Source organism: Pseudomonas sp. MH9.2 (assembly GCF_034353875.1).
In the GTDB taxonomy this organism is placed as follows: domain Bacteria; phylum Pseudomonadota; class Gammaproteobacteria; order Pseudomonadales; family Pseudomonadaceae; genus Aquipseudomonas.
Genome location: NZ_CP133784.1, coordinates 1,471,848 through 1,487,708 on the forward strand (window position 1 = coordinate 1,471,848; position 15,861 = coordinate 1,487,708).

At 55.8% G+C, this 15,861-nt stretch carries 16 protein-coding genes; 1 reads left to right on the forward strand and 15 read right to left on the reverse strand.

All coding sequences use genetic code 11. The features are described 5' to 3' along the window. Positions 1-58: 58 nt before the first annotated feature. The 15 genes from rnhB to rpsB form a co-directional block, all read right to left on the reverse strand. The gene (gene rnhB, locus RHM55_RS06825) at positions 59-667 is read right to left on the reverse strand and encodes a ribonuclease HII (protein ID WP_219061247.1); all 609 of its coding nucleotides are present in this window, start codon (positions 665-667) and stop codon (positions 59-61) included. A gap of 11 nt (positions 668-678) precedes the next feature. Then, positions 679-1,818, reverse strand: a complete 1,140-nt coding sequence (gene lpxB / locus RHM55_RS06830) for a lipid-A-disaccharide synthase (protein WP_322180475.1) — start codon at positions 1,816-1,818, stop codon at positions 679-681. Continuing rightward, the gene (gene lpxA, locus RHM55_RS06835; RefSeq protein ID WP_219061245.1) at positions 1,818-2,594 is read right to left on the reverse strand and encodes an acyl-ACP--UDP-N-acetylglucosamine O-acyltransferase; all 777 of its coding nucleotides are present in this window, start codon (positions 2,592-2,594) and stop codon (positions 1,818-1,820) included. Before lpxA ends, lpxB begins: the two co-directional genes overlap by 1 nt. Further along, positions 2,591-3,031, reverse strand: coding sequence for a 3-hydroxyacyl-ACP dehydratase FabZ (fabZ, locus tag RHM55_RS06840; RefSeq protein ID WP_322180478.1), 441 nt, complete (start codon positions 3,029-3,031; stop codon positions 2,591-2,593). The genes lpxA and fabZ overlap by 4 nt, the downstream gene beginning before the upstream one ends. A gap of 113 nt (positions 3,032-3,144) precedes the next feature. Further along, a complete protein-coding gene (gene lpxD, locus RHM55_RS06845) occupies positions 3,145-4,200 on the reverse strand; it encodes a UDP-3-O-(3-hydroxymyristoyl)glucosamine N-acyltransferase (RefSeq protein WP_322180480.1) in 1,056 nt (351 codons plus the stop codon). Between the two features lie 2 nt (positions 4,201-4,202). Continuing rightward, positions 4,203-4,706: an OmpH family outer membrane protein gene (locus tag RHM55_RS06850; protein ID WP_322180482.1), complete on the reverse strand. Its 504-nt coding sequence runs from the start codon at positions 4,704-4,706 to the stop codon at positions 4,203-4,205. Between the two features lie 45 nt (positions 4,707-4,751). After that, a complete protein-coding gene (gene bamA, locus RHM55_RS06855) occupies positions 4,752-7,124 on the reverse strand; it encodes an outer membrane protein assembly factor BamA (RefSeq protein ID WP_322180484.1) in 2,373 nt (790 codons plus the stop codon). Positions 7,125-7,198: 74 nt separating this feature from the next. Further along, entirely contained in the window at positions 7,199-8,551 is a 1,353-nt protein-coding gene (rseP, locus tag RHM55_RS06860) for a sigma E protease regulator RseP (RefSeq protein WP_322180486.1), read from the reverse strand. A gap of 92 nt (positions 8,552-8,643) precedes the next feature. Next, the gene (gene ispC, locus RHM55_RS06865; protein ID WP_322180488.1) at positions 8,644-9,834 is read right to left on the reverse strand and encodes a 1-deoxy-D-xylulose-5-phosphate reductoisomerase; all 1,191 of its coding nucleotides are present in this window, start codon (positions 9,832-9,834) and stop codon (positions 8,644-8,646) included. Then, a complete protein-coding gene (locus RHM55_RS06870; protein ID WP_322180490.1) occupies positions 9,831-10,646 on the reverse strand; it encodes a phosphatidate cytidylyltransferase in 816 nt (271 codons plus the stop codon). The genes ispC and RHM55_RS06870 overlap by 4 nt, the downstream gene beginning before the upstream one ends. After that, positions 10,646-11,401, reverse strand: coding sequence for a polyprenyl diphosphate synthase (gene uppS / locus RHM55_RS06875; RefSeq protein ID WP_322180491.1), 756 nt, complete (start codon positions 11,399-11,401; stop codon positions 10,646-10,648). Before uppS ends, RHM55_RS06870 begins: the two co-directional genes overlap by 1 nt. Before the next feature lie 15 nt (positions 11,402-11,416). After that, positions 11,417-11,974: a ribosome recycling factor gene (gene frr, locus RHM55_RS06880; RefSeq protein WP_322180492.1), complete on the reverse strand. Its 558-nt coding sequence runs from the start codon at positions 11,972-11,974 to the stop codon at positions 11,417-11,419. Further along, positions 11,971-12,714, reverse strand: a complete 744-nt coding sequence (pyrH, locus tag RHM55_RS06885; RefSeq protein ID WP_322180494.1) for a UMP kinase — start codon at positions 12,712-12,714, stop codon at positions 11,971-11,973. The genes frr and pyrH overlap by 4 nt, the downstream gene beginning before the upstream one ends. 203 nt (positions 12,715-12,917) lie before the next feature. Further along, positions 12,918-13,787: a translation elongation factor Ts gene (gene tsf, locus RHM55_RS06890; protein WP_322180496.1), complete on the reverse strand. Its 870-nt coding sequence runs from the start codon at positions 13,785-13,787 to the stop codon at positions 12,918-12,920. A gap of 185 nt (positions 13,788-13,972) precedes the next feature. Then, positions 13,973-14,716: a 30S ribosomal protein S2 gene (gene rpsB / locus RHM55_RS06895; protein ID WP_219061233.1), complete on the reverse strand. Its 744-nt coding sequence runs from the start codon at positions 14,714-14,716 to the stop codon at positions 13,973-13,975. Between the two features lie 320 nt (positions 14,717-15,036). Here rpsB and map point away from each other — a divergent pair, with 320 nt between their 5' ends. Then, complete coding sequence (gene map / locus RHM55_RS06900) at positions 15,037-15,834, forward strand: type I methionyl aminopeptidase (RefSeq protein ID WP_322180498.1); 798 nt, start codon at positions 15,037-15,039, stop codon at positions 15,832-15,834. The last annotated feature ends 27 nt before the right edge of the window (positions 15,835-15,861 follow it).

A 15,861-nucleotide genomic window follows, 5' to 3' on the forward strand; every position in this document is an offset into this window, starting at 1 on the left:
AGTGTACCGGGCCTTGGTCAAAACATCAGCCCAGTGAGACTGTCGTGAGCGGAATTTGCTACAGCAGCTCGCGGGCTTCGTACGCGGCCCGCACCGGGGCAAACGAACGCCTGTGAATAGGTGTCGGGCCGAGACGCGCCAGCGCTTCCAGATGAACGGGGGTTGGATAACCCTTGTGGCCGCCGATGCCATAACCCGGATAAATCAGCTCGAACGCCGCCATTTCGCGGTCCCGACTGACTTTCGCCAGAATCGACGCCGCGGCGATTGCCGGAACTTTGGCATCACCTTGAATCACCGGCGCGCTGGGCACGGACAATTGCGGGCAGCGATTACCATCGATCAGCGCCAGTTTTGGGGTAATGGTCAGCCCCTCGACCGCGCGTTTCATGGCCAACATGGTTGCGTGAAGAATATTCAGCTCGTCGATTTCTTCCACTTCAGCCCGGGCGATGTACCAGCACAGAGCCTTTTCGCAGATCTCGTCGTAGAGTTTCTCGCGGCGAGCCGGGGTGAGCTTTTTTGAATCGTTGAGGCCGAGGATCGGGCGGCGTGGATCGAGGATGACGGCAGCCGTCACCACAGCGCCACAAAGAGGGCCGCGACCGACTTCGTCGACGCCGGCAACCAGGTCTTCCACCAGATTGAAGTCCAAACCCATTTGCATTTATTGCGAACTCACTGTGAAGGCGACTGACCCAACAGGCCAAGCACCGCATCGGCGGCCTGATTGGAGGCGTCGCGGCGCAAGATCCGGTGAATGGCATCGAAACCTGCAGTCTGCGCTTCGCCGCCATCGAGCAGCGGCAACAGCGTTTGCGCAAGGGTCTCGGCGGTTGCTGCGTCCTGCAACAATTCCGGGACCAGCAAACGCTGGGCGAGCAGATTAGGCAAAGAAACGTAAGGGCTTTTCACCAGACGCTTGAGTATCCAGAAGGTAATCGGTGCCAAGCGGTAGGCAACGACCATGGGACGTTTGTACAGCAGCGCTTCAAGTGTCGCCGTGCCGGATGCGATCAACACCGCATCGCACGCCGCCAGTGCCAGGTGAGAGCCGCCGTCGAGCAGCAGCACCGGCACGTCGCGCCCTTGCAACAGTTGCTCGATCTGCGCACGCCGCTCCGGGCTGGCGCAGGGCAGCACGAAGCGAATACCAGGACGCAAGGCCATCAGACGTTCCGCGGCATCGAAGAACAGGCCTCCGAGGCGCCCTACTTCGCCACCTCGACTTCCGGGCATTAGCGCAACCAGCGGGCCGGCAGCCAAACCCAGTTGAGCTCGCGCCGCAGCGCGATCAGCTTCAAGAGGGATGGTGTCAGCCAAGGGATGACCGACAAACCGCACCGGTACGCCCTTCTCTTCGTAGAACCGAGCTTCAAAGGGCAGCAGCGTCAGCATCAGGTCGCAGCCTTCGCGAATTTTCAGCACGCGCTTTTGCCGCCAGGCCCATACCGACGGACTGACGTAATGCACCGTCTTGATTCCAGCGCGCCGTAGCTTGAGTTCGATATTGAGCGTGAAGTCCGGGGCATCGATACCGATGAAGACGTCAGGCTTTTCGCCGAGAAGCGTTTGAACAAGCTGCTTGCGCTTGGCTAACAACTCTTTGAGCCGACCCAGCACCTCGACCAGCCCCATGACCGCCAGACGCTCCATCGGGAAGTAGGAAACCATGCCTTCGGCCTGCATCAGCGGACCGCCGACACCGATAAACTCGACAGAGGGATGACGAATCTTGAGCGCTCGCATCAAACCCGCACCCAGGATATCGCCTGACGCTTCGCCTGCTACCAGCGCGATTCGCAGTGGCCTGATCATTAACGCGTGATGCCGCGGGTCGAAGCCTGAATCGACTCGAGGAACACGGCGACTTCAGGGAACAACGCAGCTGGTTCGGCGAGCTCGGCAATGGCTTGATCGACGGTCAGTCCCTGCCGATAGACCACTTTGTACGCACGACGTAGCGCGTGAATGGTCTCTTCGCTGAACCCACGACGGCGCATGCCCTCGAAGTTCATGCTACGCGCCTCAGCCGGGTTACCAAAAACGGTGACGAACGCTGGCACATCCTTGCCAATTGCAGTGCCCATGCCTGAAAAGCTGTGAGCGCCAATATGGCAAAACTGATGCACCAGTGTGAAGCCGGAGAGGATCGCCCAATCATTGACGTGCACATGTCCGGCCAACGCGGTGTTGTTGACCAGAATGCAATGATTGCCGATCACGCTGTCGTGACCGATGTGGGCGTAGGCCATGATCAGGTTATGGTCACCCAGGGTCGTTTCCGCACGATCCTGAATCGTCCCGCGATGGATGGTCACACCCTCACGAATAACGTTGTGATCACCGATCACCAGACGCGTCTCTTCGCCTTTGTACTTGAGATCGGGCGTGTCCTCGCCTACCGATGAAAACTGGTAAATGCGGTTGTGCTTACCGATCTTCGTTGGGCCCCTGAGAATTACATGCGGCCCAACGACTGTACCCTCGCCAATTTCCACACCAGGTCCGACGATCGACCAAGGGCCGACCTCTACATTGTCGGCCAGGATGGCCGTCGGATCGATGATTGCGCGAGGGTCAATCAAACTCATAGTTTACGTTCCGCGCAGATAATTTCTGCGGAACACACTGGCTTGCCGTCGACCGAAGCCTGGCACTCGAATTTCCAGATCTGACGCTTGCAGCTGATGAATTTAGCTTCAAGTATCAACTGATCACCCGGCAGCACCGGCTGACGAAAGCGCAGTTTGTCTGAACCTACAAAGTAGTAAAGCGTGCCTTCGGATGGCTTCACGTCCAGTATTTTAAAACCGAGGATACCAGCGGCCTGGGCCATCGCTTCAATGATCAGAACGCCCGGCATGATTGGGTGCTGAGGAAAGTGACCGTTGAAGAAAGGCTCATTAATGCTGACATTCTTGTACGCACGAATGCTTTTGCTCTCGACATTCAGCTCCACCACACGATCCACCAACAAGAATGGGTAGCGGTGAGGCAGGTATTCGCGAATCTCGTTGATGTCCATCATTTCGGGGGGGAAGCCTGTAGTAAAGAGTGGGAGTACGCGACTGAGGCGCAGCACTCCTGTTGCAAATCAAGGAGGCAGTCTATTGGCTGTGCACGCTTGATATCAAAAGAGCATCAGCCATCAGATGACTCATTACCGCCTGAGGTCACGGCTTCAACAACCTTTTCCAACTGTTGCAGGCGCCGCGCCATGTCATCCAACTGACGAATACGCGCCGCGCTTTTGCGCCATTCCGCAGCGGGCTGCATCGCAGTCCCCGAAGAATAGGCACCGCGCTCGGTAATCGAGCGGGTCACCATGGTCATACCTGTGACAAAAACTCCATCACACACTTCTATATGACCAACCATGCCGACACCGCCAGCGATGGTGCAATGCTTGCCAATCTTGGTACTGCCCGAGATACCGACACACGCCGCCATCGCGGTGTGATCGCCGACCTGCACGTTGTGCGCGATCTGAATCTGGTTATCCAGTTTGACGCCGTTGCCGATCAACGTGTCGGCTAACGCACCGCGGTCGACGGCCGTATTGACGCCGATTTCCACGTCGTCACCGATCAGAACACCCCCAATCTGCGCGATTTTCTGCCAAATCCCTTTTTCATTGGCGAAACCGAAACCTTCACCGCCGAGCACGGCTCCCGACTGAATCACAACGCGCTTACCAATGCGTACATCGTGATAAAGCGTGACCCGCGGGGCCAGCCAGCCACCTTCGCCAATTTCACAACGAGCGCCGATAAAGCAATGGGCCCCCACTGTGACCCCGGCCGCGATGCAGGCACCGCTTTCGATAACGGCAAAAGCGCCCACGCTGGCAGTGGCATCAACCTGGGCGTCCGCCGCAACCACTGCAGACGGATGCACCCCAGGCAGAGCCTTGGGCTTGGGGTCGAAAAAATGGGAAATCTTCGCGTACGCCAGATAAGGATCAGCCACTAATAACGCTTCACCGGCAAAACTCTCCGCATCCGCTGGCTTCAGCAGCACGGCTGCAGCATGACTATCGGCGAGGAACCTGCGGTACTGCGGATTGGCCAGAAAACTCAACTGAGCAGGGCCGGCCTCTTGCAAAGTGGCCAGCCCGGTAATCTCTTTATCCGCGGCGCCACGTAACGTGGCGCCGAGGAACTCAGCCAGTTGGCCGAGTTTAATGGTCGCAGTCATGATTACTTCAGCTGATTCATGCGCTCAATCACTTGGCGAGTGACGTCGTACTGAGGTTTGACATCAATGACAGCGCCGCGCTCGAATACCAGGTCATACGCGCCTTTCTTGATCACTTCTTCTACAGCCTGATCAAGTTTTGGCTTCAACTGCTTGAGCATTTCACGGTCGGCAACCGCTTTGGCTTCATTCAGCTCCTTGGACTGGAACTGGAAGTCACGAGCCTTTTGCTTGAATTCAAGCTCAAGACGCTCACGCTCAGGTTGCGCCATCTTGTCGCCACCGCTGACCAGACGATCCTGAATACCCTTGGCACTGCTTTCAAGAGTTTTGAGCTTGGTCAATTGTGGGCCGAATTTTTTCTCGGCATCCACGGCATATTTCTTTGCCGCGTCTGATTCGAGCAGTGCCATTTGATAGTTCAGCACTGCAATTTTCATTTCAGCAAATGCTGGAGTCGCTATCAAGGCCGTGGCCAAGATAACCAGCTGAGTCAACTTACGCACGATGCACTCCTACAAAATCCGTTGTCGTTATCGGTGATCAGACGATTAGAAGGTCTGACCGAGAGAGAATTGGAATATTTGGGTTTCCGCATTGTCCGGTTTTTTGACCGGCATAGCCACGGCAAAACTCAACGGGCCCAGTGCCGTAACCCACGTCACGCCGACACCCACAGAACTCGCCAATCCAGAAAGGTCGATATTACTGCACGTGACCTTGTTGCCACTTAACGTGAGTTTGCTGGAGTCACAATTGCTGTCGAATACGTTGCCGACGTCCCAGAACACAGAGGTCCGCAGTGAGCGTTGATCTTTGATGAATGGCAGTGGGAACATCAGTTCTACACCACCCTGGATCAGTACGTTACCACCGAACGGCAGCGGATTCTGATCCGGATCTGCCAATGTGCCTGGGTTAACACCCGTACTCGGGGTGCTACGCGGGCCCAAGGTGCTGTCCTTGAAACCACGAACCGAGTTGAAACCGCCAGCATAGTAGTTCTCGTAGAACGGCAGGCCCGAGGTTGACCCATAACCATCGCCATAACCCAACTCTGTGTGCAGACGCAGGGTGTAATTATCGGTTAGCGGGTGGAAATACTGACCACGGTAATCAAGCTTGAAGAACGACAGGTCGCTGCCCGGCGTAGTGGTTTCCAATACCAGGCTCTGGGAATGCCCACGCGTGGCGAGCACACCTTTGTTCAACGTTGACTCGGACCAACCCGCCGAAGCCTTGAAGTTGAGATACTTATCGCCCTGCGCATTAACGAAGTTGAAAATCTCGTCGACTGTGTAAACGCCGGTCTTGATTTGGTCCTCCTGCACGGTAAGGCCGAAGGTCAAACGTGAGGTTTCATTGATCGGGTAACCGACGCTCACGCCCGCACCCAAGCTGTCTACGGCATAACTGGCTACAGAAACGTTAAGGTTTTTGTAGTCAGTGGTACGGTAGAACGCGTTGTAACCTAGGCTCACGCCATCCGCAGTCCAGTAGGGGTCGACAAAGCCAAAGTTGTATCGGCTCTGGTATTGGCTGCGAGTCAGACCAATGCTGACCTTGTTACCGGTACCCAGGAAGTTGTTCTGGCTGATCGAGCCGCCGAGAATAAGGCCCGCGCTCTGGGCGAAACCAACGCTGGCAGTGATCGAACCGGACGCTTGTTCTTCAACGGCGTAATTGACGTCAACCTGATCGTCGGTGCCCGGAACCGCAGGCGTTTCGACGTTCACTTCTTTGAAGAAGCCGAGACGTTCAAGACGGGTTTTCGATTGATCGATCAGATAAGTCGAAGCCCATCCGCCTTCCATCTGACGCATTTCACGACGCAGCACTTCATCGGCAGACTTGGTGTTGCCACGGAAGTTGATGCGGTTGACGTAAGCACGCTTGCCCGGATCGACCACAAAGGTGATGTCGACTGTGTGATCTTCATTGTTCGGGGTCGGAACGCCGTTGACGTTGGCGAAGGTATAGCCTTCGTTACCCAGGCGACGAGTGATCAGCTCTGACGTAGTGGTCATGACTTTGCGCGAGAACACTTGACCCGGCTTGACCAGCAACAGGGCCTTGACCTGGTCTTCGGGTACTTTCAAATCGCCGCTCAGCTTGACCGACTTGACGCTGTACTTCTCGCCTTCATTCACGTTGACCGTGATGTAGACGTTTTTCTTGTCAGGCGTGATCGATACCTGAGTCGAGGCTATATCCATGTTGATATAGCCGCGATCGAGGTAGTAAGAACGCAGACGTTCAAGGTCGCCGGAGAGTTTTTCCCGGGCGTACTTGTCGTCGTTCTTGAAGAATGACAGCCAGTTGGTGGTCTTGAGCTCGAACAGACCGATCAGGTCTTCATCAGGAAAGACGCTGTTACCCACCACGTTGATGTGCTGGATAGCGGCAACCGTGCCTTCATTGATGTTGATCTTCAGACCGACGCGGTTCCGCGGCTGCGGCACAACCTCGGTGGCGACCTCAGCCGAATAACGACCTTGGGCAACGTATTGACGTTGCAGCTCGTTACGCACGCCTTCAAGGGTCGCACGCTGAAAGATCTCACCTTCAGCCAGACCTGACTGCTTGAGCCCCTTCATCAGGTCTTCGGTACTGATCGCCTTGTTGCCTTCAATGTCGATACTGGCAACAGAAGGCCGTTCGACTACAGTAATGACCAGGACATTGCCATCGCGGCCGAGCTGGATATCTTGAAAGAACCCGGTTTTGAACAGCGCACGAGTGGCATCCACCAGGCGACGATCATCCGCAGACTCGCCGACATTCAACGGCAAGGCACCAAAGACGCTGCCTGCGGATACCCGCTGGAGGCCATTGACACGGATATCGGAGATAGTGAAGGACTCAGCGTGAACTTCGGCGATCATCAGTACGGCAAGAACCGCAGTTAGCAGCAGACGTTTCATGAAGTCCTTTCTTATTCCAACTGGCAATAAACAAATTGCCGCAAAATGCGGCAAATTCGCAATTCAGCGAAGCTTTACAGTCGACCCAGATCGTTGATCAAGGCAAGCAACATCACCCCAACCACTAAGCTAATACCGATCTGAATCCCCCAACCTTGCACCCGATCCGATAGCGGACGACCCCGCGCCCACTCAATCAGGTAGAACAACAGATGCCCCCCATCCAATACTGGAATGGGCAACAAATTGAGAACACCCAGGCTAATACTCAGATAAGCGAGGAAATTCAGGAAGTCACCTACCCCTGACTGTGCAGAAGCGCCCGCCACTTTAGCAATGGTTATCGGTCCGCTCAAGTTTTTTACAGAGAGCTCGCCGAACAACATTTTCTTGAGTGAATCAAAGGTCAGCATACTCATGGTCCAAGTGCGCCTCGCGCCCTCTCCCACAGCGGCCAGAGGCCCGAAGCTAACCTCTCGTAACATCTCTGGTGGCCAATCGACACCTTTGACTCCGGCCCCCAGATAACCGGTCGCCGTTTTTCCCTCACCTCGCACCGCCAGCGTCAACGGCACATCAAGCTGAGCACCCTCACGTTCGATACGCAAAGAAATTTTTGCATCGGGTCGCAGGCGGACAGCGTCAACAACCTGCTGCCAATCACTCAACGCTTGACCGTCGAGCGCCACAAGCCGATCGCCGGCCTTCAGGCCTGCAGCTTGCGCCGGGCCTTTCGGATCAAGCTCCGCCAGCACCGGCGGCAAGGCCGGACGCCATGGGCGAATACCCAGCGAGCGTATCGGATCGGGCTCGTCAGCACCTTTGAGCCACTTATCCAGCGCCAGCTCACGAGGAGAATCGACGGCCGAGCCCTGATCACGCACGCTGAGAGCCACGGTACCGCTCTCGCCCAGACGCCGCACCAGTTGCAAGTTCACTGCCGCCCAGCCCGATGTAGGCTCGCCGTCGACAGCGACAATCTCTTGCCCTGCGCTCAATCCACCCTTGTCGGCGATGCTGCCTGACTCAACCGTGCCAATTACAGGACGCACCTGCTGACTGCCGAGCATTGCCAGGAACCAGAAAAAAACGATAGCCAGCAAGAAATTGGCAACCGGACCGGCAATCACGATTGCAATACGTTGATACACGGTCTTACGGTTAAAGGCCTGATCCAGCTGATCGGCTGGCACCTCGCCTTCCCGCTCGTCGAGCATTTTAACGTAACCACCCAATGGAATGGCTGCGATAACGTACTCAGTGCCTTTTCGATCATGCCAGCGAAGCAGCGGCATACCGAAACCCACCGAGAAACGCAAAACCTTGACGCCACAACGCCGAGCCACCCAAAAGTGGCCAAATTCGTGAAAGGTCACCAGCACACCCAATGCCACCAAGGTGCCGACAATCATATAGAGCGCGCTCATCAACTTTCTCCGGGTACCTGCCTTGTACAGTGTGAAAGCCGTGTATGGGTTTCACACCACCACAATCGCCTGCGCCGTCTAATCTACCGCCGTTACCGCCCGTTGCGACCGAGCCATTGCTCAGCCAAACCGCGCGCTTTTGAATCTATCTCGAATACCGCATCGAGCTCCTCTACCGCAACGACGGGCTCAAGATTCAAAACCTCATCAATGATACTCGCGATCTCCGGATAGCGGATGCGCCGCTCAAGAAACGCTGCAACGGCAACCTCATTGGCAGCGTTGAGCATCGCTGGCGCGCTGTTACCCGCCTCCGCTGCCTGCCGTGCCAGACGCAGGCATGGAAACCGCTGTTCATCCGGGGCCTGGAAATCCAGGCGCGCAATACTGAACAGGTCCAGCGGCGCAACACCCGAATCAATCCGATTCGGCCAGGCCAGCGCATGAGCAATCGGCGTACGCATATCCGGGTTACCAAGCTGAGCCAACACCGAACCATCCACATAGTCAACCATGGAATGGATCACACTCTGCGGATGAATAACCACTTCAACCTGATCGGGCCGCGCATCGAACAGCCAGCAGGCTTCGATCAATTCGAGCCCTTTGTTCATCATGCTGGCGGAGTCTACAGAAATCTTGCGCCCCATTGACCAATTAGGATGGGCGCACGCCTGTTCTGGAGAGACATACATCAATTCAGACAAGGGCGTTTCACGAAACGGACCGCCTGAAGCGGTCAACAGAATACGGCGCACGCCGACCGAACCCAAGCCACCGGCATAGTCATTGGGCAAGCACTGGAAGATCGCGTTGTGCTCGCTGTCGATCGGCAGCAGTACGGCACCGCTACGCTGCACAGCCTGCATGAACAACGCACCGGACATCACCAGCGCTTCTTTGTTGGCCAGCAGCACCTTCTTGCCCGCCTCGACAGCTGCCAGGGTAGGACGAAGCCCTGCTCCACCGACGATCGCCGCCAATACGGTATCGACCTGAGGATGAGCCGAGACCTCGCACAAACCGCGCTCACCTACCAGAACCCGTGTATCAAGGCCGGCAGCCGCCAGATCATCTTGCAGACCGCGAGCGAGATCAATGTCGGGCACCACGGCAAACCGGGGTGAGTGGCGCACACACAGCGCCAACAACTCTTTCAAGCGACTGAATCCTGTGAGCGCAAAAACCTGATACCGCTCAGGGTGACGAGCGATGACGTCAAGCGTGCTCAGTCCAACGGAGCCAGTAGCGCCCAGGACCGTTATTTGTTGAGGCTTACTCACAGCGTCCCCCAACTGGCAGCCCAGAGCAGTACCGCAAAAACGGGGATGGCAGCAGTCAAACTGTCTATGCGATCCAGCACGCCACCATGACCCGGCAGTAGACTACTGCTGTCCTTGATGCCGGCCTGACGCTTGAACATGCTTTCAGTCAAATCACCGACGACCGAGATCAATACTACGCTTGCGGCGCCCAGTAAGCCCATAAGGAGTTGCGAGCCAGACCAGCCGCGAACCATTCCGACAATCGCGGTGATCAGCAGACTGGCGATCAAACCACCGAACACACCCTCCCAGCTCTTGCCTGGACTGACCCTGGGCGCAAGCTTGCGCTTGCCAAAAGCCTTCCCGGAGAAATAAGCGCCGATATCTGCACCCCAAACCAACACCATGACCGCAAGGATCAACCCATTACCCAGAGGCCATTGCTTGATCAGAACCAATCCCTGCCATGCGGGTAATAGAACCAACAGACCGATGATCAACTTGCAGGCAGCGCCAGACCAGTAAGCACTGGTATCCGGATAGGTCAGCACCAGGATGGTTGCCACCAGCCACCACAGCACTGCAGCACCTAAAACCCAAAGCGCCAGACCTGGCAGCAAGTGCAGCAACAGCAGCAAGACGGCGATTAGCGCAGCATAGGCAACCCGTGCAGGCCGGGCAGCAAAACCCGCCAGACGTGCCCACTCCCAACCCCCCAAAGTCACCACTACGCCAATAAACAGGGCAAAACTTGCACCTTCGAGCAGAAAAAAACCGCATAAGGCAATCGGCAGCAGGATCAGTGCGGTGATGATTCGTTGTTTCAGCATTAAGCCCGGGCTCCAGCTTCTACCTGTTCGCTCGTTTTACCGAAGCGGCGTTGGCGGGAAGCGAAATCTGCCAGCGCAGTGCGCATGGCGTCGTGTTTGAAGTCCGGCCAGAAAAGGTCGGAAAAGTACAGCTCGGCGTAGGCGAGCTGCCAGAGCAAGAAGTTACTGACACGATGTTCGCCGCCGGTACGAATACACAAGTCCGGTAATGGCTGATCACCCGTTGCCAGACACGTCTGCAACAACTCAGGAGTGATTTCCTCCGGACGCAGACGCCCGGCCTGAACCTCGCGAGCCAGATGCTGGGCAGCCTGGGCAATATCCCATTGTCCGCCGTAGTTAGCCGCAATCTGCAGCACAAAACGACCGGGGCCGGCAGTCCGCTCTTCAGCTTCACGCATGGCAGCCTGCAGCTCAGGATGAAACCGTGAACGGTCACCAATGATCCGCAAGCTGATCGCGTTATCGTTCAAACGCCGGGTCTCACGGCGCAGAGCCGTGAAAAACAACTCCATCAAAGCGCCGACTTCCTCAGCCGGGCGCTGCCAGTTCTCACTGGAGAAAGCGAACAGGGTCAACACCTCGACCTTCGCTTCAGCGCACACCTCAATGACCGCACGAACAGCATCCACGCCTGCTTTATGCCCGGCGACACCGGGCAAAAGACGCTTTTTCGCCCAGCGATTATTACCATCCATGATGATTGCGACATGGCGCGGCACCGATGACGGTGCCGCCTGCTTGGTCTTATCCATAAACGCCCAGGCCCTTTATACAGCCATCAGATCCGCTTCTTTTTGCTTCACTGCCGTTTCGATATCCGCCACGAACTTATCCGTCAGCTTCTGAATATCATCGGCAGCGCGACGCTCTTCGTCTTCGCTGATTTCTTTCTCTTTGATCAGATCCTTGAACTGGCTCAACGCATCGCGACGGATGTTACGAACAGCCACCCGAGCATCTTCCGCAGCATCACGAGCTTGTTTTGTGAAGCCCTTACGGGTCTCTTCAGTCAAAGCCGGCATCGAGATCAGAAGCAGCTCGCCCAGGTTCGTCGGGTTGAAGCCCAGCCCGGCACTCTGAATAGCCTTGTCGACGGCTCCGAGCATATTGCGCTCGAATGCCACGACCTGCAGGGTGCGCGAGTCCTTGACGGTCACGTTCGCAACCTGATTCAGAGGGGTATCGGAGCCATAATAAGGCACCATCACACCGCCCAGAATGCTGGGATGAGCCTGACCAGTACGAATTCGGCTGAATGCGTGAGCCAGGGACTCCAGGGTTTTCTGCATACGCGTTTGAGCGTCTTTCTTGATTTCGTTGATCATTGCTCGCCTTCCTCGATCAGGGTTCCTTCAGCGCCACCATGTACGATATTCAGCAGGGCGCCGGGCTTGTTCATGTTAAATACGCGCAGCGGCATTTTATGATCGCGGCACAGACAGATAGCGGTCAGATCCATCACACCCAACTTGCGATCCAGAACTTCATCGTACGTCAGATGATCGAACTTCTCGGCATTTGGGTCTTTGAATGGATCTGCGGTGTACACACCATCGACCTTGGTCGCTTTGAGCACTACGTCGGCATCGATTTCGATCCCTCGCAGACAAGCGGCCGAATCGGTGGTGAAGAACGGGTTGCCAGTGCCTGCGGCGAAAATCACCACATCCTTGGCGTTGAGATGACGCATGGCTTTGCGACGATCGTAATGATCGGTCACGCCCACCATGGAAATGGCCGACATCACGATAGCCGAAATGTTAGCTCGTTCCAGCGCATCACGCATGGCCAGAGCGTTCATCACAGTGGCCAGCATGCCCATATGATCGCCTGTCACCCGATCCATACCGGCAGCACTCAAGGCCGCCCCACGGAATAGATTGCCACCACCAATAACCAGCCCGACCTGAACCCCGATACCGACCAACTGACCAACTTCAAGGGCCATGCGATCCAGGACTTTCGGGTCAATGCCGAACTCTTCGGAGCCCATCAGGGCCTCGCCGCTAAGCTTGAGTAGAATGCGTTTATAGCGAGCCTGATAACCACTGCCCTGCTGAGCCATTGCGAATCTCTCCTGCGGCGTTTAAAAAAATTCTGTGCGAGCTGTTTTCAGCCTGCGATTACTCTAGCTGACGGTACGACACCGTCAGGGGATGCAGCCTTGTAAGCCACTTCCCCAAGGAAAACAAATTCCTTTTACCTATTTGACGAAGAGGCCGCTCGCGTGAGCGGGCAGCCTCTTCGGGGCGACAGTGTGAAACCGTCTTATTGCTTGCTTGCAGCCACTTGTGCGGCAACTTCTTCAGCGAAGTTGTCGACTGGTTTCTCGATGCCTTCGCCTACTTGGAAGCGAGTGAAGGAAACGATTTCAGCGCCGGCTTTCTTGGCCAGTTCACCGACCTTGATTTCCGGGTTTTTGACGAACGCTTGTTCGACCAGACTTGCTTCAGCCAGGAACTTCTGAATGCGACCGCCAACCATTTTCTCAACGATTTCGGCTGGCTTGCCTTTGATCTTGTCTTCGTTGAGGCTCATGAACACGGCTTTTTCGCGTTCTACAGCTTCTGCGGAAACTTCCGAAGGCAGCAGGAACTCAGGGTTGCTGGCAGCAACGTGCATAGCGATGTCTTTGGCCAGGTCAGCGTCACCGCCTTTCAGGACAACAACAACACCGATCTTGTTACCGTGCAGGTAAGCATTGACCACGTCGCCTTCAACCCGAGCCAGACGGCGGATGTTGACGTTTTCGCCAACTTTCGCGATCAGAGCTTCACGGGCCAATTCCTGAGCGACGATCAGCGGAGCTGCGTCAGTCAGTTTTTCAGCAAATGCTTTTTCAAGGCTGTTGTTCACGAATTCTTTGAAGTCGTCCTGCAGGGCCAGGAAGTCGGTCTGCGAGTTGACTTCGAGGATCACTGCACTTTTGCCATCTTCGGCAACTTTGACAGCAATGGCGCCTTCAGCAGCAACGTTGCCTGCTTTCTTGGCGGCTTTGATGGCACCAGAGGCGCGCATATCGTCGATTGCTTTTTCGATGTCGCCGTCAGCCTTGGTCAAGGCCTTTTTGCAATCCATCATGCCTTCGCCAGTGCGCTCACGCAGTTCTTTGACCAACGCTGCAGTAATTTCTGCCATTTCAAATTCCTCTTGGATAGGTCTTAAAACCATTCCACCCGACCGAACGGGCGTTCAAATTCTTGAAAACCGCTGCTGGCTGCGGCGCATGACTGCAAGGCGGCGCCAACATATGGTTTCCGAGGGGGCAAAAAGGGGGCCAGGCCCCCTTTTTGCGTACCGAGTAAACGCTAGGCGTTTGCTACTCAGCCTTCAACGACTGCGGCAGCTGGAGCTTCTTCGACGAACACGTCGGTGCCGCCGTTAGCGTTGTTGCGGCCACGGATAACAGCGTCAGCCATCGAACCCATGTACAACTGGATGGCGCGAATGGCGTCATCGTTGCCTGGGATGATGTAATCAACGCCTTCCGGGCTGCTGTTGGTATCGACTACGCCGATAACCGGGATACCCAGCTTGTTAGCTTCGGTGATCGCGATGCGCTCGTGATCAACGTCGATAACGAACAGTGCGTCAGGAAGACCGCCCATGTCCTTGATACCACCCAGGCTACGATCCAGCTTTTCCAGATCGCGAGTGCGCATCAGCGCCTCTTTCTTGGTCAGCTTGGTGAATGTGCCGTCTTCTGCCTGAATTTCAAGCTCGCGCAGACGCTTGATGGAGGCACGGATGGTTTTGAAGTTGGTCAGCATGCCGCCCAACCAGCGGTGATCGACGTAAGGCGAGCCGCAACGTGCAGCTTCTTCAGCGACGATTTTGCCAGCGGAACGCTTGGTGCCAACAAACAGAATCTTGTTTTTGCCCGAAGCCAGTTTTTCAACGAAAGCTAGAGCTTCGTTGAACATAGGCAAGGTTTTTTCAAGGTTGATGATGTGAATCTTGTTACGTGCGCCGAAAATGTATTTACCCATTTTCGGGTTCCAGTAACGGGTTTGGTGACCGAAGTGGACACCGGCTTTCAGCATATCGCGCATGTTGACTTGGGACATGATAGTTCCTTGATAAGTCGGGTTAGGCCTCCACGTATCCCAATGACCAACCAACAGCTTCAAGCTGAGGGCACCCAGGTCATCGTGTCGACACGTGTGTGGGTTTAAGCTTCTGGGACATACCCAGGAAAGCGGCGCATTTTATACCATAAAAGGCCGGATAACGGAACACGAAATAAGCACCGCCGCAAACGTCCTTTTGCGCCGTACACGCGGGGCCACCTCGCGCATATATAAAGCGATGATCACCCGCAGCCTGACGGTCTGTTAGAATCGCGTTTTACGTGTTTAGCCGCGCCACACCGCGCCGAGAGAATTTTATGACTGTCACCATCAAAACCCCCGAGGATATCGAGAAAATGCGCATCGCCGGCCGTCTGGCTGCCGACGTGCTCGAAATGATCGGCGCTTACGTCAAGCCTGGCGTGACCACGGACGAGCTGGACCGTATATGCCATGACTTCATCGTCAATGAGCAGAAGGCGATTCCGGCCCCGCTGAACTACAAGGGCTTCCCCAAGTCGATCTGCACCTCGATCAACCACGTGGTGTGCCACGGCATTCCAAACGAGAAGCCGCTCAAGGATGGCGACGTCCTGAACATCGACGTCACGGTAATCAAGGATGGCTACCACGGCGATACCAGCAAAATGTTCCATGTTGGCAAAGTGCCAGAGTGGGCTGAGCGTCTGTCGAAAATCACGCAAGAGTGCATGTATAAAGGCATTGAGCTGGTTCGCCCAGGCGCTCGCCTTGGCGATATCGGCGAAGTGATCCAGAAACACGCCGAAAAGAATGGTTTTTCCGTGGTGCGCGAATACTGCGGTCACGGCATTGGCAAGGTCTTCCATGAAGAGCCGCAAGTACTGCACTATGGCCGTGCTGGCACAGGCATGGAGCTCAAGGAAGGCATGACCTTCACCATTGAACCCATGATCAACCAAGGCCGTGCCGAAACCCGCTTGCTGGGCGATGGCTGGACCGCGATCACCAAGGATCGCAAGCTGTCTGCCCAGTGGGAACACACGATCCTGGTCACGGCAGACGGGTATGAAATTTTCACCCTGCGGAGCGACGACACTATTGCCCGCACATCGACAGTAAGCGCGTCGGTATAAACCACGTCGTTAAAGTCAGGCCTGATA

Coding starts and splice junctions, on each gene's coding strand:
- lpxB (WP_322180475.1), bottom strand. CDS start 1,818: ATGATCAGGCCACTGCGAATCGCGCTGGTAGCAGGCGAAGCGTCAGGC.
- lpxA (WP_219061245.1), bottom strand. CDS start 2,594: ATGAGTTTGATTGACCCTCGCGCAATCATCGATCCGACGGCCATCCTG.
- pyrH (WP_322180494.1), bottom strand. CDS start 12,714: ATGGCTCAGCAGGGCAGTGGTTATCAGGCTCGCTATAAACGCATTCTA.
- rseP (WP_322180486.1), bottom strand. CDS start 8,551: ATGAGCGCGCTCTATATGATTGTCGGCACCTTGGTGGCATTGGGTGTG.
- uppS (WP_322180491.1), bottom strand. CDS start 11,401: ATGGATAAGACCAAGCAGGCGGCACCGTCATCGGTGCCGCGCCATGTC.
- fabZ (WP_322180478.1), bottom strand. CDS start 3,031: ATGATGGACATCAACGAGATTCGCGAATACCTGCCTCACCGCTACCCA.
- RHM55_RS06870 (WP_322180490.1), bottom strand. CDS start 10,646: ATGCTGAAACAACGAATCATCACCGCACTGATCCTGCTGCCGATTGCC.
- bamA (WP_322180484.1), bottom strand. CDS start 7,124: ATGAAACGTCTGCTGCTAACTGCGGTTCTTGCCGTACTGATGATCGCC.
- tsf (WP_322180496.1), bottom strand. CDS start 13,787: ATGGCAGAAATTACTGCAGCGTTGGTCAAAGAACTGCGTGAGCGCACT.
- frr (WP_322180492.1), bottom strand. CDS start 11,974: ATGATCAACGAAATCAAGAAAGACGCTCAAACGCGTATGCAGAAAACC.
- rnhB (WP_219061247.1), bottom strand. CDS start 667: ATGCAAATGGGTTTGGACTTCAATCTGGTGGAAGACCTGGTTGCCGGC.
- lpxD (WP_322180480.1), bottom strand. CDS start 4,200: ATGACTGCGACCATTAAACTCGGCCAACTGGCTGAGTTCCTCGGCGCC.
- rpsB (WP_219061233.1), bottom strand. CDS start 14,716: ATGTCCCAAGTCAACATGCGCGATATGCTGAAAGCCGGTGTCCACTTC.
- map (WP_322180498.1), top strand. CDS start 15,037: ATGACTGTCACCATCAAAACCCCCGAGGATATCGAGAAAATGCGCATC.